Origin of the sequence: Arthrobacter livingstonensis (genome assembly GCF_003219815.1) — a bacterium.
Lineage (GTDB): Bacteria > Actinomycetota > Actinomycetes > Actinomycetales > Micrococcaceae > Specibacter > Specibacter livingstonensis.
In genome coordinates this window covers 36,307-55,818 of sequence record NZ_QJVD01000025.1, presented here as the reverse complement: position 1 = coordinate 55,818, position 19,512 = coordinate 36,307, and the positions used below count along the sequence as shown (strand labels likewise).

Genomic DNA, 19,512 nt, shown 5'->3' with positions numbered 1-19,512 from the left:
ACTGCGGCGGCCAGGCAGCGGAGCCGGGATTTTTTGTAGTTCGGCGTCAGGGAGGCCCGGAGGCCGCCCGCGGCCGAGGACCGGAAAGCCGGACGGAAAAATACCGGATCCGCCGCCTTCGAGTTAGCGCAGAAGCGTGTCCACGAGCCGGGCTGCGACCTTGGCCGTGCGGTTGTCGATGTCGAACTCCGGATTGAGTTCCGCCACGTCAAAGTGGAACAGCTTCCCACTCTGCGCCACCTGGCGGCACACGGCGGAGATGACGGGCAGCGGCACGCCGTACGCGGCCGGCGCGCTGACGCCGGGCGCCACGGCCGCGGGCAGCACGTCCAGGTCGATGGTCAGGTACACAATGTCCACCGTTTCCAGGAACGCGGACACAAACGCGGCCGTCCGCTCCGCCGAGCAGTCCTCGTCCAGGAGGTACTTGACGTCCAGGTCGTGCGCCGTGTTGAAGAGCGCCCGCGTGTTGTTGGGCTCGCTGATGCCGACAACGGCGTAATTCAGGTCGCGGCCGGCGGCGGCTTCGGCGCGGGCCATCTGCAGGAACGGCGTGCCGGAGCTGGGGACAGGGGCTTCGCGAAGATCAAAGTGGGCGTCCAGGTTCAGCACGCCCAGCCGGGCGCCGTTGGCCACGGCCGCAGTCCCGGCCACGCCGAGGTAGCTGGCAAAGGCGGTTTCGTGCCCGCCGCCGAGGACAAAGGTGAGCTGCCCGGCGTCGAGCATGGCGGTGAGGGTGCGGCCGGCGCGGACCTGGCCGTCCTCCAGCGCGTCCCCGGCGACCACCACGTCGCCCACATCCGTGACGGCGCGGGCGCCATGGAACGCCAGCGACCCCAGGGCTGCGCGGATGGCGGCGGGGGCAGCCACGGCGCCTACGCGGCCCTTGTTGCGCCGCACGCCCTCGTCGGAGCAGAAGCCCATGAGAGCGGCCGGCCCCGCGGAGGATGCGCTTTCGCGGGCCACCGCCGACGCCGCGTCGAGGTCCCCGCCCGGCGTGGCGACGCCCTGCCACCAGCGCCGGTGGGCCGCGCCGTCGCCGTCGTTCCGTCCGTTCCAGGCGGCGGGGAGGGTGTCAACGGTGAGCGAAGTGAAGTCCATGCTTCCAGACAACAGCAGCCGCCCGGGAATTGCCACCCGCATGGCAAAGGCGGCGTCTGTGATGGCAGACGCCGCCTCAAAGAGCGGTGTGGGTGTGGGTGGGTCTAGGCAGGACGCGGCTGGTCCCACACGTCCGAGGGGCCCCGACCGAGGGACGAGGCCGGGGAGGGCGTGGGGACTACTTGATGCCGAAAAGCTGCTCGATCGGGCCGATTCCGAAGAAGATCAGGAACGCGGACGCCACCGCCCACATGAGCGGGTGGATTTCCCGGGCGCGGCCCTGGAAAAGGCGGATCAGCACATACGCGATGAAGCCGGCACCCAAGCCGTTGGCGATGGAGTACGTGAACGGCATGAGCGTGAACGTCAGGAATGCCGGGATGCCGATGCCCCAGTCGGACCAGTCGATCTTGCCGACCTGGGAGACCATCATGAAGCCGACCACCACCAGGGCGGGGGCAACGGCCTCGAACGGGACCAGGGAGATCAGCGGGGTGAAGAACATGGCCACGATTAGCAACAGGCCGGTGACCACCGAGGCCAGGCCAGTGCGGGCTCCCTCGCCGATGCCCGCACCGGACTCCACAAAGATCTGGTTCGAGGACACCGAGGTTCCGCCGCCGGCAATCGCGCCGAACGCGTCAACGAGCAGCACGCGGTCAACGTTGGGGATGTTTCCGTCCTTGTCCACGGTGCCCGCCTCGTTGGCCAGGCCCACCATGGTGCCCATCGCGTCAAAGAAGATGCTCAGCAGGATGCTGAAGGCCAGCAGCAGGGCCGCGAGGGTTCCGAGGTGGGAGAAGGAACCAAACAGGCTGACCTTGCCGAACAGGCTCAGGTCCGGCGGGGTCAGCCCGGTGAAGTTCGGCACCACCAGGGACCAGCCCTCGGGGTTGGCCGTCTTGCCGTCAAAGCTGGGGCCTATGTTGAACACGGCCTGGAGGATGTTGGCCAGCAGGGTGGAGGCGATGATGCCGATCAGGATGGCGCCCTTGGCCTTGCGGACCACCAGGGCGATGGTCAACACCAGGCCCACCACGAACACCAGGGTGGGCCAGCCCAGCAGCTTGCCGTCAAAGCCCAGGCCCACCGGCACGGTGGTGCCTGCCACGTCGGGGATGCGCCGCACAAAGCCCGCGTTGACCAGGCCGATCAGCGCAATGAAAAGGCCGATCCCCACCACGATGGCCGTCTTCAGCCCGGCCGGGACGGCATTGAACACAGCGGTGCGGAAGCCGGTGAGGACAAGGATGAACATGGTGATGCCGGAGAGCACCACCAGCCCCATCATGTCCGGCCAGCTCAGGCCCGGATGGGACGCCACCGTCACCGCGACGAACGCATTCACGCCCAGGCCTGTTGCCAGCGCGAACGGGTGCTTCGCCCACGCGCCCATGATGATGGTCAGCACGCCTGCCACGAGCGCCGTCATGGCGGCCACCCGGGCCCGCCCCAGGACGTCCCCGGAGGAATCCGCGCCGCCAAGGATCAACGGGTTGAGGACCACGATGTAGCTCATCGCAAAGAAGGTGGCGAAGCCGCCGCGGATCTCGCGTGAGTAGTTGGAGCCGCGCTCGGTGATCATGAAGTACTTGTCGACCGCAGACATGCGGACAGCCGTCTTTGTTGCCATGGGTGTGGCCTTCCGGGGCGAAGAAAAAGGATAATCCAGTCGTGAAAATACTAGCCGGAAACGGTCGCCGGCATCACGGGGCGTCCGGGGCGTTTTTGCCCCATCCTTATGCGCGCCCTAAGCCCACCCCAAGCACGACGCCGTCCCCGCCCCGTGCGCCGGGTCCTCCCGGTGAAGCGGCACCGCCCCGCGGGCTCCGCAGGATCTTCCCAAGTTCCTCCGTTAGGGTGGGGTGCCAGCCTTTTGCCTAGCCAAGGAACAATCGCCGTGAATTTCCCTTCCGAGCTGCGGACCAATGAGACGAACGTGACACCGGCGCGGGTTGCCGTGAGGAAAAGGACGGCCATTGCCGGCCGCGTGCGCGGCAGCAAAGTCCTGTGGCGCGCCCTGGCGGCATCCGCCGTCGTGCTGATGGCACTGGTGGGAGGGTCCACGGCGGCCCTGGCGCACGACCAACTTGACGGGACCTCGCCTGCTGACGGTTCCACCGTGGCGTCCATGCCGGAACTCGTGACGCTGACCATGTCCAACACGCCGGCCACCATTGGCTCGCAGATCAACGTGGTGGATGCCTCCGGCACCAACTGGTCCCAGGGCGGGGTTTCCGTGCTGGACAACATCGCCACACAGCAGCTCAAGCCGGGCGCCCCGGCCGGCAAATACACGGTGAAATGGCGCCTGGTCTCCTCCGATTCGCATCCCGTGGAAGGCGTGTTCACGTTCACCGCGACGGCGGGCGGAGCAAGCTCGGGTGCCGTGGCGGGGCCCGCCCAGTCGGCGCAGCAGGTCAGCGAGGCTGCGTCACAGCCCGCCCCCGACAGCGGCGGCATTCCGTGGAGCGTGTTCGGCCTGATCGGGGTGCTGGTTGTGGTGGTCGTGGCGATGATCGTGGTGGCACGCCGCCGGCTCGGTTCCGAAGACTAAACCGCAGCGGGCACGGCGGCGGTGTTCCGGGAAGCCACCCGGGCCGAGATGGACGCTCCGGCCCGCTTGGCCTGGTGCAGTGTTTCCTGTGTGGTGGGAACGGCCAGCTCGCCCACGCCTATGAGGTACAGGCCCAGGGAATGCATGGCGGCGCCGAGGCCCTGGCCGGTGCTGATGCCCACACTGTGCAGCATCCGGCGCAGCTGGCTCAGCGCGCCGCGGGTGAAGACAATGCTGTGCGCCGTTAGAGTACCCGTAGCGGTCTGGACCTCCCATTGGCGCCCGGCGGGGGTTGCCGCCGGTGTGTGCCTTATGCCCAGGGCGCGGGTGGCGGGCCGGATGTCCAAATCGTGCCGGTGGGCGTAGTGCTCCAGCAGGCGCAGAATCTCCGACCGCTCGCCCATCGCGTCCAGGCTGATGCCGCCGGTCACCGGCGCCGCCAGATTGGGGGCGGAGCAGTCCACCACAATGGCCTTGATGCCCTGCCGGTTCAACTCCGCCGCCATGGCGAGGCCGGAAAATCCGGACCCGATCACAATGGTGGTGGTGGCCTCCGTGGGCCGCGCGGTCAGGATCGGAAGGGGCGCGGCTGTTGGCGCAGCCACGTCAAAAACGGGCGCAGCCGTCATGGCAATGCCTCCTCGAACGGTAGGAGAACTTTCGTACGGCGGCGGTCCGGGAGCGGGCTGCGCCGTGGGTGCTTAGCTGAGTACGCGATCCAAATAAGTGTTCCGAAACACGCGTTGCGGATCGGCAACATTCCGAACACTACCGAACAATTTGAAGTCTGGATAGAGCCCGGCAAAGTCCTCCGAATGGAGAAAGTGCCACTTGCCCCAGTGCGGGCGCCCGCCGTGGGCCCGGAAGATCTCCTCGGCTGCACGGAAGTAGTCGAAGGCGTCCGTTTTCAGGTGCTGGTGGACGGCAATGTATCCGGTTTCGCGGCCGTTGGCCGTGGACAGCGGGATGTCATCTGCCGCGGCGCACCGCACCTCCAGAGGGAAGGAGATGTTGAATCCGCGGCGCCCGATCATGGCGTCCAGCTCCCGCAGGACGTCCGGCAGCACGGCAAGCGGCAGCGCGTATTCCATCTCCCGGAAGCGGACAGTCCGCTCGTTCGCGAACACCCTGTGTGAGACGTCGGCGAACTCCCGGTTGCCCGTCAGGTGCGCCGCCATTGCGTTGACGCGGGGAATCGCGGCGGGCACCTTGCCCGTCAGGGAGCACAGGGCTGAAAACAACTTGTTGGAGACCAGCACGTCATCGAGCAGGTGTGCCCTTGCGGTCAGCGGCTCCACCCCCGCCGGCCCCTGGCCCGGCGGGAAGCGTGTGTTGGTCTTCGTCAGCGCAGTGCCCGTGTGGGGGAACCAGTAAAACTCAAAGTGGTCCACCGCTCTCTGGCGTTCCAGCAGCCCGTCGAGGACGCCGGCCAGCGGTTCCGCCCGCTCCACCGCGTGCAGTGTAAATGCGTCCACGCACTGCAGCGTCACGGAGGTGATGATCCCCAGTGCGCCCAGCCCCACGCGGGCGGCGGAAAACAGTGCGGGGTTTTCGTGCCCGGAGCAGTGCAGCACCGCACCGGTGCCGGTGACCAGTTCCAAGGCGGCCACCTGGGTGGAGATGCCGCCAAACGCCAGCCCGGTGCCGTGGGTTCCGGTGGAGATGGCGCCGGCCAGCGACTGCCGGTCGATGTCACCGAGATTCTCCATGGCCAGCCCGTACGGCGCAAGCAGCGCTGGGATCTCATGGAGCCGGGTCCCCGCCGCGAAGGTGGCCCGACGGGCGGCCCGGTCCACGGACTGCAGTCCGGTCAGGCCGTCCAGGTGCAGCTGCACGCCGCTGGTCAGGGCAATGTCCGTAAAGCTGTGCCCGGCCCCGATGGCCTTGACCGTGGTGCCGGCACGGCCTGCCGCCGCCACCACGGCGGAAATCTCCGCCACCGTGGACGGGTGGCGCACCTGCTCCGGTCGGCAGCGCTGGTCGCCGGCCCAATTGTGCCAGCCGGTCATACGAAGGCCTTCCCTTCACCGCGGTAGGTGGGCACCGTGCCCACCGTGCCCACCCGGTGTCCGCCGTCGAGCACTTCCAGGGCGTCCACATGCTCGCACACCTCGCCGGACTTGGCATGGCGGAACCATACCTTGTCACCGATGCGGAGTCCGGCCGCGGCGGCGCCCCGCAGCGGCGTCTGCACCTCGCCGGCGCCCTCGGCGCCCAGCAGCGAAAGGCCGGGAGGATGGACGGGCACGGGGGAGCGGTCCGCGCCGTGCGGTCCGGACGCAATCCAGCCGCCGCCGAGCACGGTCACCATGCCGGGAGCCGGCCGTCGCACCACGGGCACTGCAAATCCCACGGCAGGCTCCGGGGTGAACCGCGAATACCCGTCAAAGAGTGTGGGTCCAAACAGCCCCGAGCCGGCCGCCAGCTCCGTGACGGACCCGTCCGCCGCCGTCAGCTCCAGGCTTCCGGTGCCCCCGCCGTTGACAAATTCAAGCTCTGTCACGTTCCGCAGCGCCGCCACCACGTCGCCGCGGCGCCCGGCCACCTCCGCCATCGAGGACCGCTGGATCTGTTTGAGCAGCTGCGACTTCGCCAGGTCCGCCACTCGGTTGCCGGTGTGCGGGGTGTCCTGCAGGCCGGCAATCTGGGCCTCGTACGCCATGAGCCCCACCAGGGTGAACAGCCTCCGGGTGCCCTGTGTGCGGGAGGCGATGTCCAGGGCCAGCCGCACGGCGTCGGCACCGCTGCGGACGGGGGAGCGGCGCACGCCGATGTGGCCCACCGGCCGGCCGGCCACGCTGGGCCGCCACGACGCGTCGAGGTCAAGGGAGAGCCGGACCGGGGCCGCGCGACGGACGTCCGCCAGCGATGCCTCCATCCAGTCCAGCTGCTCGGCGGAATCCACCATAAGCGTCACGCGGGAGGCCGCCAGCGGGTCCCCGGCCAGGGCCCGCAGCGCCGGGCCGTCCGCCGTCGGATATGCCACCACGATGTCAGTGAACGCATCATCGGCAGCGAGCCAGAGGGCCTCGGGGAGCGTGAACGCGAGGATCCCGGAGTAGCCGTCCTGGGCCAGTACTGCCCGCAGCACCTCGCGGCTGCGGATGGACTTGCTGGCCACACGGATGGGCACCCCGTGTGCCCGGCTCAGCAGCGATCCGGCGTTGCGGGACAAGGCAGGAAGGTCCAGCACGGCGAGCGGGGTGGGCATGCGGGCGCAGGCCGCATCGGCCAGGCGCCAGGTCTCGGCCCCGGCGCCGGCGGGAAGCGTCCCGGCCAGGCCGCGGGCCACGTCCGGCCCGGAAAGTTTCATCATTGGCACCCGCTTGTGAGTAGTTGCCCTGCAGTGCACACTCTGCCACAAAGGCTTGCGTTCCGGCAGAAATTGTGGCCGGTGGCCGGGGCTCGGGGAAACATACACGCCGGGGCGGCGCGTGTAACTTGACGCACCAAGGCGGAGGGGCAATAGTCACAAGTACAGGCCGCGAAGGGGAGGCGGACAACCGTCTTCACGCCCCTTTTGGCCACTCACCTTAGGAGGCGCAGCATGAGCAGTCCAGAACAAACTTCCCCGGTTGCCCAGCCCGACCCCATCCCCGCCCCCACCGGAATAGTTGTGGGGGTTGACGGGTCCGATCAAAGCAACTGCGCCGTGGTGTGGGCCGCCCGCGAGGCCCGTGCCCGCAAGTCCCCGCTTCACCTGGTCACTGCCTACACCGTGCCGATCTTTGCAGCCTCGGGACTCGACGGCGGTTACGCCACCGTGGACGACGACGTCATCCGCCAAGGCGCCGAGGCTGTCCTTCGCGAGGCGGCCGCCAAGGTGGCGGACCTGGGCGTGGAGCTGGATGCCCGCGTGGAAAACGGCGACGCCGCAGGCGTCCTGCTCGAGCTGAGCGAGACGGCCGAACTGCTGGTGTTTGGCACCCGCGGCCGCGGCGGCTTCCTCGGCCGCCTGCTGGGAAGTGTGAGCTCCGCCCTGCCGGCACACTCGAAATGCCCGACGGTGACGGTGCCGCTCAGCTGCGCCCCGCGCCTGGGCGAGGCCCCGGCGTCGGTCATTGAAAAGGTTGTCACGGTGGGTGTGGACGGCTCGGACCAGGCCCGGTACGCCGTGCTGGTGGCCGCCGAACAGGCCGAGCGGTCCGGATCGTCGCTGCGCATCATTTGCGCGGTGCAGCCGTACACGGGGTCGCTGTCCTGGATGCCGGCCCCCGTGGATCGCGAAGCGTTGTTTGCTGAGATCCAGACGCAGCTGGACGCCGGTGAAAAGTGGCTGCGGAACCATTTCCCCCAACTCCCCATGGACATCCAGCTCGTCGAGGGCTCCGCGGTGGATGCCCTGGTGAAGGCGTCCGCAACCTCGGAGCTGTTGGTCATGGGCACCCGCGGTCGCGGCGGCTTTGCCGGCATGATGCTTGGCTCCACCACCGATGGTGTCCGCCACCACGCCAAGGGCCCCATCATGGTGGTCAGGGACCGCGAGGACCCCCGCATGGGCGACCGCGCAGCATTTGGTCCGCTCCTGCAGGCCTGATTCGCCGCGGCCGGTCCTGTCTCGATCCAACGCTCCCTCAGGTAACGGCCACTTTTTCCGGACGCCCCTCGGCGGTTCGATGAACGACGCCCCCTCAGTGGCTGACGCCCCCTCAGTGGCTGACGCCCCCTCAGTGGCTGACGCCCCCTCGGTGGAGGGAGCGTCTGCCGTCCGAGCGCTGACGGTCGAATCTTTGGGTCCAGTATTTGAATCTGCCGAAATCCGCCGACAGTACACTTTGGGCGACTTGGCCAATGGAAAATTTCCCAGAGTACGGCTATGGCGACCGTTGTCGCTGGGAAGCTCGCCAGAACCGTACATTCGGAGGCCGCGGGCGGGTTCAAGCCGTCGCCGGGTCACCACGGCTGTACGTTCGGACGCCCAAAAGGGGACGCTCAGACCGCGACGGGCCGCCAGATCTGTGCGCTCGGAGTGGCCCGGAATCAGTACCGGGCGGCACTGCCGAACAGTTGCATTCCGCCCAATGCCATGTCTGAGAGCGAGTAGACCCCGAGCGGGTAGCCGGGGCCCAGCGCCTGCACCACCTGGTTGTTGCCGATGTAGATGGCGATGTGGTCAAATTGGCCCGATCCGGGTGAGGATTCGTTGAAGACCAGCAGGTCGCCAAAGCGCATCTGGGACAACGGGACACGCTGCGGCGCCGCCCAGAACTGGGCGGATCCCGTGCGCGGCACCGAGATTCCGGCCGCCGCAAACGACTTCAGGACCAGCCCGGAGCAGTCAAAACTCGGGTTCCCGGTGCCGCCCCACTGGTATGGCTTGCCGCTCTGGGACATGGCGTAGTTGACCATGACCTGGATGGAGGACCCGGCCGGCTTGGCGGGCGCGGGAGCCGGCGCGGGAGCCGGCTTGGCGGGCGCGGGAGCCGGCGCGGGTGCCGGAGCGGGTGCTGGCCGGGCCGGCGCGGGTTGTGCCGGCCCGGCAGGAGTCGTCCTGACGGGCGCGGCAGGCTGTTGCGGCGTATTGGCGGGAGCGGCGTTCCCGGGGTTCGCCGGTGCCGCGGGGGACATGACGGCTGGCGCCACTGGTGCCGGCGCAGTGGCGGATTCCTTGATTTGCAGGGCCAGGGCCTCTTCGCGGGCCTTCTGCGCCAGGCCGTCCACCCGGGCGCCTTCCAGCGCAGCCGTGGTGTTGTGCAGCGTTGCCAGCTGCTGGAGCAGGACGTCGCGCTGGGTCTGGTTTTCCTTCACCACGGCTGTCATGGCGTCGGTGGCGCTTTGGGCCGCACGCTTGGAGTCGTCGGCAGTCCTGGCTGCCTTGTCTGCCGCCCTTTGGGCCTCGGCGGCCTGCGCCCGCAACGCGGCGGAGATTGAGGAGGCTGCTGCAGCGGAGTCGAACGTGTTGGCCCGCTCGGTCGACAGCGCCATCAGGGTGGACGCCTGGTACATCGTGTCGTCGGCGGTGGAATTGCCTAGGAACGCCTGCATGCTCAGGTTCAGCCCGCCGTTCTTGTACAGGTTCCCTGCCAGCTGGCCCAGTTGGGCCTTGGCGGACTTGTACTCCTTCGCGGCGGCGTCGGACTTGGCCTTGGCCGCGACGGCCTCGGCTTGGCGCTGATTCAGGGCCACCAGGGCGTTCGTGTAGGCATCGCTGGCCCGAACGGTGCCCGCGAGCGATCCCTGCAGGCGGTCCGTGGCGGAAGCGAGAAGGGCCTCTATCCTGGTGGATTCCTCCGCCGTGGCCGCCTCGGACTTCTTGGCCTTGGCTATGTCGTCGGAGCTGGGGATGGCTGGTGCCATGGCCACGTTCCCGAATGCGGCGGTTCCAAGCGACGACGCCGGAACGGTCCGTGTGGGAACCGCGCCTTGGGCAGGGGCCGCCACGGCGGGGGAGAGCACGGCGGTTGCAGCCAGCGCCGCACATGCGGCAGCAGTCGTCCCGCGTACCAGGAAGGGAATGCGCATCCTCAAAGACCTCATTGCAGATCGGTTCGGTAAATGCCTGGCACCATATCCAGCCAAGCGCACACCAAAAATGGCAGGCATATTTACACAGCACTGACGACACTACGGCCCCAGAGTTCGCTTTGGCAACACCAGTAACAGCAGCAACACAAACTACACCGATGTAACCACAACCCTGTAATTTAGGCGTTTTTGCCCTTCTGCGGTCTCGGGGAAACTACCCCCAGCCCAGCTCATGCAGCCGTTCGTCGCTGATGCCGAAGTGGTGGGCGATCTCGTGGACCACGGTGACGGTGACCTCGTGGATAACCTGCTTGCGCGAGGAACAAATGTCCAGGATGGGCGTGCGGTAAATGGTGATGCGGTCGGGCAGCGAACCTGCGCCCCACCAGGAATCACGTTCCGTCAACGGAGTCCCCTCATACAAGCCCAGCAGTACCGTGGAGGGATCGTCGCCTTCGCGGGGAATATAGTCGTCGTCGACAAAGACTGCCACATTGTCCATCCGGGCGCTAATGTCCGCGGGGATTGCGGCCAAAGCCTGTTCCACTGCGGCGTCAAAATCAGCGTCATCCATCCGAAGCGGGCCAAAGGAGGGAATGGAGGCCAGTGGGTCGCGGGTCATGCCCTCAGCCTAGTGTTTGGCACCCAGCGTGTGTCCCACGGCACAAGGCCCCGGCCCGTTTTGTGTTCTGGGCAAATAGGCCCTATAGTTTTTGAAGTCCACTGCGGACGGCACGCAGGCATCTGCGGACCGGATGCATGTGACGATGCCCCCATCGTCTAGCGGCCTAGGACACCGCCCTTTCACGGCGGCGGCACGGGTTCGAATCCCGTTGGGGGTACTTTGCGAGTCAGTGGTAATTCAAGCCTGAATATACTGCTAAACTATAACTCGTGAATTTCGCGTGAAAGCGCGAAAAACAACACAAATATAGTAACAATGTAAGGCCCTGTAGCGCAGTTGGTTAGCGCGCCGCCCTGTCACGGCGGAGGTCGCGGGTTCGAGTCCCGTCAGGGTCGCTTAGGTTTCCTGAAATGCCTTTCAGGGGATCTGGTGACAAAGGCTTTCGCAGTTCACCAAGGCTCTGTAGCTCAGTTGGTAGAGCGTTCGACTGAAAATCGAAAGGTCACCGGATCGACGCCGGTCGGAGCCACCACACGAAAACCCCTTAGAGATAAGGGGTTTTTTTGCGTCTTCGCCCACTGACGCAAGCGGGCGATTGTTCAAAGTCGCAGCTCCGTGACTGGGCGCGCCACGGAGGACCTCGAGAGTAAGGGTATGCCGGTCCAGGAAGTGGAATCTCGCCCGGAACTGCCCCAGAGTACAGAAATGGCCGTGCACACCAGGGTAAAGGCAGGGTAAAACACCATGCCCGTACTCTCGGTGGTCCGCCACCGCGAATCCGCCCGGCGTTGCCCCCCAACTTATCGATGCATAGGCTTACCGTAAAAGAAACGCGACAAGGAGCTTTCATGGACGGGCCAAGCCAACAGTCGGAAACACCGCAAGCACCAAGGGCATTCCAAGCACAGCCCGACTACGCACAAGGCCGCACCATCATCTCGGACACCGCGGTGGCCAAAGTGGTGGGTGTCGCGGCACGCGGGGTCGAAGGGGTCCACGCGCTTGGCTCGGGGGCCTCACGCTCCATTGGCGCTATCCGGGACGTCGTCGGAGCCACCGACCTGACCCAGGGCGTCCGGGTGGAAGTGGGGGAGTCCCAGGTGGCGGTGGACCTGGTCATGATGGCCCTCTACGGCTACCCGCTGCAAAACCTGGCCAACACCGTCCGGGCCGCCGTGTATGCCGCGGTGGAAGAACTGGTGGGACGCGACGTCATCGAAGTCAACATTGAAATCACCGACGTCTTCATTCCGTCCGCCGACGCAGACAAGCAGCAGTCCCGGCCCAAGTTGGCCGACCGCTACGGCGCCGCGGGCAAGCCTGCGACCGTAGCAACCAACCACGGAGGGCAGCCGTGAACCTGACAGTGGTGTGCGCCGGGTTTGGCGCCTTCCTGGCCTACATGGCCTTTAGATTTGGCTTCTGGGGCTTCATCATTGGCGCCCTTTTCATCGCCATTGGTGCGTTTGTCGGCCGGGCCGCCGGAGGCAGGCTCGACTGGCGCGGGGTGCTGGACGCCCTCACCGGCCGGCGCTCTTCGTCGTGACGGAAACGGGCACTGCCGTGAGCGCCGAACGTGAGCTTTCAGGGCACACCCGGATCAGCACCCAGGCGTTGACGTCGGTGGCCCGGGCTGCGGCCGCCGGGGTTTTTGGCGTCGCGCCCTCCTCTGTGCGCGTGTCCTGGGCGGACGACGCCGGTTCGCTGGCGCTGTCTGTTTCCTCGCCGATCAGTGTGCCCTCCCTGGCTGCGGTGCGGAGGGATCCGGACCGTGTTGCCCGCACGGGCGGAAATGTTGCGGACCGGGCAGCGGCGGCGAAGTCGGGCATCCTGACGCAAGTGGAACACCTCACGGGCTCGCAACTCAGCCGCGTCGACATCCGCATATCCGGCATCCATTCCACTGACGAAGGGCGCGTTCAATGAGTGAGTTGACCCCGCGCATCCTCAAGCGTGAAACGCATTCCTCGAGGGCCCGGTTGTCCGTGGTGGCCGCGATCCTGATGACGCTGCTGGCCGTCTACGGCCTGTTGGAGGCCATTTTGCGGGCCGTGGGCCAGCCGCCGTGGCTGATCGACCCGCTTGCGTTCGCGCAGCGCCTTGCCGGGCTGCCCGAAGGCATCGAGCCGATGCTGCTGGGCGCCATTGGTGTCCTGTTGTTGTTGGTTGGACTGATTTTCCTGGCCTACGCCGTGCTGCCGGGCCGGCGCGCCCGGCACATCATTCCGGATCCCCGCATCGCCATTGTGGTAGATGACGAGGTCATCGCCTCGGCGTTGGCAAAGCGGGCAAGGCTCGCTGCCGGGGTGACGCGCGAGCAGGTCATGGTGGTGGTGTCGGCCCGGGCGGTGCAGGTCAACGTCCGTCCGACGTCCGGCATCCGCCTTGAGGAGTCACACATCCGTGCCGCCGTGGAGGCGGAGCTGGCAGCCATGGCGCTGGAACCGGCACCGGAAGTGACCGTCAAGCTCTCCGGAAGCGGGGTGGTGGGCGTATGAACGGCACGCCGCGCGGTCTTAACAGGTTCCTGCTGGTGCTCACCGGACTGTTGCTGCTGGCGCTGGGCGCGGCGCTGGCCGTCCTGGTCGCGGTTCCGTCCGTTGCGCGCTGGTGGCAGCAATGGGCCGGGCCGCAGGTCCAGTGGCTGGGCGAGCTAGCCGCCCGGACCCGTCTGGCCCCGGGCAGCGGCAGCTGGATCTGGCTGGTCGTGGCCGCCTGCCTGCTGGTGGTGGTGGTGTCCATGGTGACTTGGGTGGCCAACCAGGGAAAGGGGCGCACCAACATCCTGTTCCAGCGCGACGGAACCGACGACGACGCTGCCGTCGGCAAGGTGGCCCTCAGCTCCGCCGTTGCCGAGCAATCCCTCAAGGCGGCCCTTCTGGAACGCGGGGACCTGACGGGAGTGTCCGTGACGAGTTATGACTTCCGCGGACAGGCGTGCGTGCGCGTCCGGGTCCTTCCACGCCAGGGCGTCGCCCCCCAGGAAGTTGCCGCGGACATTGGCTCCCTGGTCGATGCCCTGGACGCGCTGCTGGGCCTGCAGGTTCCGGTGCTGGTGAGCATCGGGTCCGGCGCCAGGTCACGGTTCACGAAAGCCGAACGGGTCCGCTAGTCTTCAGTTCACCACCACCAGCCGGCTCAGCGCCGGGGCCGCCAGATCGAAAAGAGGGAGAACCACATGAGCGAGAACAACGCAGGAAACCCGCTGGATTCGGCCAAGGACTTTGCCGGCGATGCTGCGGAGAAGGCCAAGGACTTTGCCGGCGATGCTGCGGAGAAGGCCAAGGACTTTGCCGGCGATGCTGCGGAGAAGGCCAAGGACTTTGCCGGCGATGCTGCGGAGAAGGCCAAGGACTTTGCCGGCGATGCTGCGGAGAAGGCCAAGGACTTTGCCGGCGATGCTGCGGAGAAGGCCAAGGACTTTGCCGGCGACGCGGGCGGGAACATCAAGGAATTCGCAGATGACGCTGCCGGGAACATGAAGGAATTCACCGAAGAGGCCGCGGAGAACGTCAAGCACTTCGCCGAGGATGCAGTGGGCAACGCCAAGGGACTTGGCGCCAAGATCGCAGGGATCTTCAAGCACGGGAAGTAGCCGCCGAACCCCTTTCCAAGGGAGGGTGGCCGGGGTCCGGGAAACTGGGCGCCGGCCGCCCTCCCCTTTTTCTTTCACGGGATTTTTCTTTCACGGGATGCGGCGGGCGGGTGGCGGCGCGGCTTGCGAAGGAGGGGCCCGGAGATCCGTGAGGTGGGCCCGGATAATGAAATGGTCACAATTGTGCGTAAGCGCTTGCACTCCGCCGTGCCGCATGCCTAGAGTGATCCCCATCACCAATACGCCGGACTGTTGCACGGGTTCGGTAATTTCACAGTTGCAAGTTTTCACCGACGGGAAAGAGCGTGGAATGAGACATTCAAGGAAGTTTGCTTCATTGGCGGCGGTGTCGGTCCTGGCGATGACGCTGGCGGCCTGCGGCGGCGGTGGCAGCGGTGGCGGCTCGACCGCAGGCGGGCTCAGCGGCGACGCGGGCGCCAACCTGGACGGGCGCGGACCCATCACCTATGTCCAGGGCAAGGACAATTCGAACGTCGTCCGCCCGCTCGTGGACAAATGGAATGCGGACCCGGCCCACAAGAATGAACAGGTCACCTTCAAGGAGCAGTCGGACAAGGCGGATCAGCAGCACGACGACCTGGTGCAGAACTTCCAGGCCAAAAATGCCGGCTACGACGTCGTCGACGTGGACGTTGTCTGGACGGCGGAGTTCGCGGCCAAGGGCTGGCTGCAGCCGCTGAAGGACAAGACGGCCTTCGACACCACCGGCTTCCTGCCGGCCACGGTGGCCACGGCCACCTACAAGGACACGCTTTACGCGGCCCCGCAGACGTCCGACGGCGGAATCCTTTACTACCGCAAGGACCTGGTTCCCACCCCGCCCAAGACCTGGGACGAGATGATGGGCATGTGCTCCATCGCCAAGGCCAAGGGCATTGACTGCTACGCAGGCCAGTTTGCCCAGTACGAGGGCCTGACCGTCAACGCCGCAGAGGCCATTAACACCGCCGGTGGGGTCATCGTGGACAAGGACGGCAAGCCGGCTGTGAACACGCCGGAAGCCAAGGCCGGGCTGACCAACCTGGTCCAGGCATTCAAGGACGGCAACATCCCCAAGCAGGCCATCACCTACCAGGAGGAGCAGGGCCGCCAGTCCTTTGAGGCCGGCAAGCTGCTGTTCCTGCGCAACTGGCCCTATGTGTACAACCTGGCCAAGACTGACGGTTCGTCCGTGGTCAAGGACAAGTTCGGGATCGCACCTCTCCCCGGCAAGGACGGACCCGGCGCTTCCTCACTGGGCGGGCACAACATCGCCATGAGCGTGTACAGCAAGCACAAGGCGACGGCCATGGACTTCATGAAGTTCATGACCAGCGAGGAAACCGAGAAGTTCTACGCCACGCAGGGTTCGCTGGCCCCGGTCCGCGAGTCCCTGTATGCCGACGCCGGCCTGGTCAAGCAGCTGCCATACCTGCCGGTCCTGCTGACGTCCATCAAGAACGCCGTGCCCCGTCCGGTCTCGCCGTTCTACCCGGCAGTGACCCAGGCGGTCCAAATCAACGCCTACGCGGCCCTGAAGGGTGACAAAAGCGTTGACCAGGCCATGACCGACATGCAGGCGGCCCTCGCGGCGGCCGGTTCGCAGTAGGCCGGCGACACGCCGTAACCAGCCGGTACACGGCAATTTGAGGACGACGGCGGCCCGCGCACCTGGGTGCCCGGGCCGCCGTCGTCCTTCCCAACCACCCATGCAATCGGCACCCGAGGAAAGGACTGGGGCATGTCAATGCAAGCGGAGCCGCTGACCCGTCGCGGCAAGAAGGACCCAGGGACGGGACTGGAGAACAAGGAAGTCGGGCAGGACCGGAAGCAAAAGACGCAGGGACGTGCAGCAGCGCTGCTGATCATTCCGTCGCTGATTGTGCTTGGCATCGTGATTGTCTACCCGGTCATCGACGCCATCGTCATGTCGCTGCAGAAGGACCAAGGCCTGGACCCCGTGACGGGTTCCTTCGTGGCCGGCGGATTCGCCGGCCTGTATAACTACATCCACTGGATCTTCCAGCAGTGCAACACCCCCACGGGCCAGGCTTCCTGCCCTGCCGGCACCCTCGGCTCGCAGTTCTGGTCGGCCACCGGCACCACGTTCCTGCTCACCGTCATTACCGTGGCGCTGGAAACCGTGATCGGTTTTTGGATGGCAATCATCATGTCCCGGACGTTCCGCGGACGCAGCGCCCTGCGCGCCGCGGTCCTGGTGCCGTGGGCCATCCCGACCGCCGTGACCGCCAAGCTGTGGTTCTTTATCTTTGCCTTTGACGGCATTGCCAACACCCTCTTCCATACCTCCATCCTGTGGACGGGCTCCGAGGGTCCCGCCCGGGCTGCCATCATCATTGCGGACGTCTGGAAGACGACGCCGTTCATGGCATTGTTGATCCTGGCGGGCCTGCAAATGATCCCGAACGACGTCTACGAGGCGGCCAAGGTCGACGGCGCCACCGCCTGGCAGCGGTTCACCCAGATCACGCTTCCGCTGGTCAAGCCGGCCCTGATGGTGGCGATCCTGTTCCGCACGCTGGACGCCCTGCGCATGTACGACCTTCCGGCCATCATGACGGCAGGCGCCAACGGGACAACAACCCTTTCCATCCTGGTGGTGAACCAGATCCGGATCGGCTTCAACTCGGCCGCGGCACTGTCCACCATCACGTTCCTGATCATCTTCATTGTGGCGTTCATTTTTGTCCGCTTCCTGGGGGCCAATGCCGTCGAATCGGCCACCAACTCGGGAAAGGCGAAGTGAGATGAGTGTTGCAACCCTAGATCCGTCGGCGGCAAAGTCGGTTGCCCGCCGGAGGGAGCGCTGGTCCAGCTCTCGCACCTACATCAGCGCGGCGATCATCCTCATTTGGTGTCTGCTGCCGTTTTATTGGATGCTGGTCACCGCCTTCAGGGACGTCGGCTACACCTTCGATCCGACCCCCTGGTTCACGCATGTCACCTGGGACAACTTCACCACGGTGTTCTCTGAAAGCCTGGGCAACCACTTTGCGCAGAACCTGCTGAACTCGCTGATTGTCTCCAGCGTGACCACGGCTGTCGCCCTGCTGTTCGGCGTGTTTGCCGCCTATGCGCTGGCCCGGCTGGAGTTCCGCTTTAAGTTCCTGGTGCTTGGTTTTGTGCTCGGTGCCTCGATGTTTCCCGGTGTCGCCATCGTGACCCCGCTGTTCCAGCTGTTCACCAACATTGGCTGGATGGGTACCTACCAGGCGCTGATCATTCCGAACATCTCCTTCGTGCTGCCGCTGACGGTCTACACGCTGACGTCCTTCTTCCGCGAAATGCCGTGGGAGCTGGAGGAAGCGGCCCGGATCGATGGCTGCACCCAGGGTGAGGCGTTCCGCAAGGTCATCATGCCGCTGGCAGCTCCCGCTGTCTTCACCACGGCCATCCTGGCCTTTATTGGGGCGTGGAACGAGTTCCTCATTGCGAGCCAGCTTTCCAGCGAGGCCACGAAGACCGTCACGGTGGCCATCGCCTACTTTGCCGGTTCGCAGCCGCACCAGGAACCGTATACGGCCGTCATGGCCGCCGGAACCGTGGTGACCATCCCGCTGGTGATCCTGGTGCTGGTGTTCCAGCGCAAGATCGTGGCCGGCCTGACGGCCGGGGCGGTGAAGTAGATGGGCCCCCGCAAGCAGAAGGATTCCGGACTTCATGCTCCCGCATCCCGGCAGCGCAGCGCCGAGGACTTTGATCTGATCATCGGGTTTCTGGGGTTTTGGGCACTGGTGGTTCTTGCCGTCACCGTCTGGATGGAGGTGACCGGACAGCCGGCGCTGCTGTGGGCCATGGGACTCCTGGCCCTGGTGTTGGGGCTGTGGGGCATGGTCAGGCTGCGCCGGAAACTGCCTGCCCGCACGGCCCGGCGCCCCCGCTGAGCGGGCGGGCCGCCGTCGTGCCTGAATCAGCGTCGCGGCGGTCCGCTTCTGCACGGCGGCGGGCGGACCCACCGCGTTGGATTCACCTGAGGGGAGAGTCGAAATGGGCGTGAGCATTGACGATGTTGCGGCGCAGGCGCAGGTCTCCACGGCCACGGTGTCACGCGCGCTGCGGGGACTGCCCCGGGTCAGCGAGGCCACCCGGGCGAAGGTGCTGGCCGTCGCGGCGGAGCTGGGCTACGTGCCCTCGCCGTCGGCCAGCGGCCTCGCCACCGGCCGCACCAGGACCGTAGGGGTGCTGGTGCCGTTTGTGGACCGCTGGTACTTTGGGCACGCCATCGAGGGGATCGACCAGGTGTTGCGCGAGAATGGCTACAACCTGCTGCTCTTTAGCCTGGGCGGGTATGTCCACGGGCAGAAGCGCAGCTTCACCGAAAGCATGGTGCGCAAACAAATTGACGGGCTGCTGGTGTTGTCTCTTGGACTCTCCGAGGAGGAACTGCGCCAACTCCACCACACGGACATCCCGCTGCTCTCCGTGGGCGGCCCGGTGGCGGGCTGCCACGGCGTCTACATTGACGATGCCGCAGCCGCCGCAACCGCCACCGGCCACCTGATCGGGCTGGGGCACCGCGGCGTTGGCCACATCCGTGGCGGCATCCAGGACGAGAAGAACTTCAAGGTCCCGGCACTGCGCACGGTGGCGTTCGAGACGGCAATGGCGGGTGCGGGGCTGGAGCTCCGACCGGACTGGACCGCGGCCGGCGATTTCACGGTGGCTGACGGCGCGCGGGCCGCAGTGCGAATTTTCGATGCGCCGGGTGAGCTTCCCACCGCGCTTTTTTGCGGATCGGATGAGATGGCGCTGGGTGCCATGTTTGAGGCCCAGCGCCGCGGCATCCGTATTCCCGAGGAACTGTCGGTTGTGGGGATTGACGACCACGATTTTTCAGCCCCGGCGGGGCTGACCACCATTGCCCAGGAGCCCTGGAACCATGGCCGATCCGCCGCCGCAATGCTGTTGGCCGAGCTGGCAGGGGCTGCCGGTTCCGTTAGGGACGTGCTTATGCCGTTTGAGCTGAAAATCCGGCACAGCACGGCCGCGCCGCGGTCCTGAGCCGGGCCGGGGATCGATCCCAACCACTCCGAAGCTGCGCATGGCTGGGCTCTCACCTTGCGCAGCTTCAAAGTCCCGCGATCCTCCAACGGGGAGGAGCTGGCTGGGCCCGCGGCTGGCAGGTTCCCGGGAATCGGGCCGGCAGTG

20 protein-coding genes and 3 tRNA genes are annotated in these 19,512 nt (G+C 66.4%); 16 read left to right on the top strand and 7 right to left on the bottom strand.

Going from position 1 to position 19,512, the window contains the following annotated elements; genetic code table 11:
• Positions 1–123: 123 nt before the first annotated feature.
• Together hutG and CVV68_RS18545 are read right to left on the bottom strand one after the other, a co-directional pair.
• A complete protein-coding gene (hutG, locus tag CVV68_RS18550) occupies positions 124–1,101 on the bottom strand; it encodes a formimidoylglutamase (protein WP_110502493.1) in 978 nt (325 codons plus the stop codon).
• A gap of 178 nt (positions 1,102–1,279) precedes the next feature.
• The gene (locus CVV68_RS18545) at positions 1,280–2,734 is read right to left on the bottom strand and encodes an NCS2 family permease (RefSeq protein ID WP_110502475.1); all 1,455 of its coding nucleotides are present in this window, start codon (positions 2,732–2,734) and stop codon (positions 1,280–1,282) included.
• Positions 2,735–3,001: 267 nt separating this feature from the next.
• On the opposite strand from CVV68_RS18545, the gene CVV68_RS18540 reads away from it, so the two are divergent.
• Positions 3,002–3,658, top strand: a complete 657-nt coding sequence (locus CVV68_RS18540) for a copper resistance CopC family protein (protein ID WP_245933642.1) — start codon at positions 3,002–3,004, stop codon at positions 3,656–3,658.
• On the opposite strand, the gene CVV68_RS18535 is transcribed toward CVV68_RS18540, so the two are convergent.
• The 3 genes from CVV68_RS18535 to CVV68_RS18525 all read right to left on the bottom strand — a co-directional run bounded on the left by CVV68_RS18535 (position 3,655) and on the right by CVV68_RS18525 (position 6,974).
• Entirely contained in the window at positions 3,655–4,287 is a 633-nt protein-coding gene (locus CVV68_RS18535; protein ID WP_245933641.1) for an NAD(P)/FAD-dependent oxidoreductase, read from the bottom strand. The genes CVV68_RS18540 and CVV68_RS18535 overlap by 4 nt on opposite strands.
• A gap of 72 nt (positions 4,288–4,359) precedes the next feature.
• The gene (locus tag CVV68_RS18530; RefSeq protein ID WP_110502474.1) at positions 4,360–5,667 is read right to left on the bottom strand and encodes a D-arabinono-1,4-lactone oxidase; all 1,308 of its coding nucleotides are present in this window, start codon (positions 5,665–5,667) and stop codon (positions 4,360–4,362) included.
• Complete coding sequence (locus tag CVV68_RS18525; RefSeq protein WP_245933640.1) at positions 5,664–6,974, bottom strand: alanine racemase; 1,311 nt, start codon at positions 6,972–6,974, stop codon at positions 5,664–5,666. The genes CVV68_RS18530 and CVV68_RS18525 overlap by 4 nt, the downstream gene beginning before the upstream one ends.
• A gap of 231 nt (positions 6,975–7,205) precedes the next feature.
• Between CVV68_RS18525 and CVV68_RS18520 the strand changes: the two genes are divergently transcribed.
• A complete protein-coding gene (locus CVV68_RS18520; RefSeq protein ID WP_110502473.1) occupies positions 7,206–8,195 on the top strand; it encodes a universal stress protein in 990 nt (329 codons plus the stop codon).
• Positions 8,196–8,638: 443 nt separating this feature from the next.
• Here CVV68_RS18520 and CVV68_RS24680 read toward each other — a convergent pair whose 3' ends face one another.
• Both CVV68_RS24680 and CVV68_RS18510 read right to left on the bottom strand, forming a co-directional pair.
• Positions 8,639–10,120: a C40 family peptidase gene (locus CVV68_RS24680; RefSeq protein WP_110502472.1), complete on the bottom strand. Its 1,482-nt coding sequence runs from the start codon at positions 10,118–10,120 to the stop codon at positions 8,639–8,641.
• A gap of 217 nt (positions 10,121–10,337) precedes the next feature.
• On the bottom strand, positions 10,338–10,745 hold the full coding sequence (locus tag CVV68_RS18510; protein WP_245933639.1) for a metallopeptidase family protein: 408 nt from the start codon (positions 10,743–10,745) through the stop codon (positions 10,338–10,340).
• Positions 10,746–10,892: 147 nt separating this feature from the next.
• On the opposite strand from CVV68_RS18510, the gene CVV68_RS18505 reads away from it, so the two are divergent.
• The 14 genes from CVV68_RS18505 to CVV68_RS18440 all read left to right on the top strand — a co-directional run bounded on the left by CVV68_RS18505 (position 10,893) and on the right by CVV68_RS18440 (position 19,365).
• Positions 10,893–10,965, top strand: a tRNA-Glu gene (locus CVV68_RS18505).
• A gap of 104 nt (positions 10,966–11,069) precedes the next feature.
• Positions 11,070–11,143: transfer RNA gene (locus CVV68_RS18500), tRNA-Asp, on the top strand.
• Between the two features lie 61 nt (positions 11,144–11,204).
• A tRNA-Phe gene (locus tag CVV68_RS18495) sits at positions 11,205–11,280 on the top strand.
• Between the two features lie 316 nt (positions 11,281–11,596).
• Positions 11,597–12,106: an Asp23/Gls24 family envelope stress response protein gene (locus CVV68_RS18490; RefSeq protein ID WP_110502471.1), complete on the top strand. Its 510-nt coding sequence runs from the start codon at positions 11,597–11,599 to the stop codon at positions 12,104–12,106.
• The gene (locus CVV68_RS18485; RefSeq protein WP_110502470.1) at positions 12,103–12,294 is read left to right on the top strand and encodes a hypothetical protein; all 192 of its coding nucleotides are present in this window, start codon (positions 12,103–12,105) and stop codon (positions 12,292–12,294) included. The genes CVV68_RS18490 and CVV68_RS18485 overlap by 4 nt, the downstream gene beginning before the upstream one ends.
• A 17-nt stretch (positions 12,295–12,311) precedes the next feature.
• Positions 12,312–12,674 (top strand): hypothetical protein, encoded by a 363-nt coding sequence (locus CVV68_RS18480; protein WP_110502488.1) that lies wholly within the window; start codon positions 12,312–12,314, stop codon positions 12,672–12,674.
• Positions 12,671–13,246 carry a DUF6286 domain-containing protein gene (locus CVV68_RS18475; RefSeq protein WP_146238956.1) on the top strand — a complete coding sequence of 192 codons (576 nt, stop codon included), beginning with the start codon at positions 12,671–12,673 and terminating at the stop codon, positions 13,244–13,246. The genes CVV68_RS18480 and CVV68_RS18475 overlap by 4 nt, the downstream gene beginning before the upstream one ends.
• A complete protein-coding gene (locus tag CVV68_RS18470) occupies positions 13,243–13,860 on the top strand; it encodes a hypothetical protein (protein ID WP_110502468.1) in 618 nt (205 codons plus the stop codon). The genes CVV68_RS18475 and CVV68_RS18470 overlap by 4 nt, the downstream gene beginning before the upstream one ends.
• Before the next feature lie 66 nt (positions 13,861–13,926).
• Positions 13,927–14,343 carry a hypothetical protein gene (locus tag CVV68_RS18465; protein ID WP_110502467.1) on the top strand — a complete coding sequence of 139 codons (417 nt, stop codon included), beginning with the start codon at positions 13,927–13,929 and terminating at the stop codon, positions 14,341–14,343.
• A gap of 310 nt (positions 14,344–14,653) precedes the next feature.
• The gene (locus CVV68_RS18460; RefSeq protein WP_110502466.1) at positions 14,654–15,952 is read left to right on the top strand and encodes an ABC transporter substrate-binding protein; all 1,299 of its coding nucleotides are present in this window, start codon (positions 14,654–14,656) and stop codon (positions 15,950–15,952) included.
• Positions 15,953–16,090: 138 nt separating this feature from the next.
• Positions 16,091–17,110, top strand: coding sequence for a carbohydrate ABC transporter permease (locus CVV68_RS18455; protein WP_211320912.1), 1,020 nt, complete (start codon positions 16,091–16,093; stop codon positions 17,108–17,110).
• A gap of 1 nt (position 17,111) precedes the next feature.
• Positions 17,112–17,990: a carbohydrate ABC transporter permease gene (locus tag CVV68_RS18450; protein ID WP_110502464.1), complete on the top strand. Its 879-nt coding sequence runs from the start codon at positions 17,112–17,114 to the stop codon at positions 17,988–17,990.
• On the top strand, positions 17,991–18,248 hold the full coding sequence (locus CVV68_RS18445; RefSeq protein ID WP_110502463.1) for a hypothetical protein: 258 nt from the start codon (positions 17,991–17,993) through the stop codon (positions 18,246–18,248).
• A 103-nt stretch (positions 18,249–18,351) separates the two neighbouring features.
• On the top strand, positions 18,352–19,365 hold the full coding sequence (locus CVV68_RS18440) for a LacI family DNA-binding transcriptional regulator (protein WP_110502462.1): 1,014 nt from the start codon (positions 18,352–18,354) through the stop codon (positions 19,363–19,365).
• Positions 19,366–19,512: the final 147 nt, after the last annotated feature.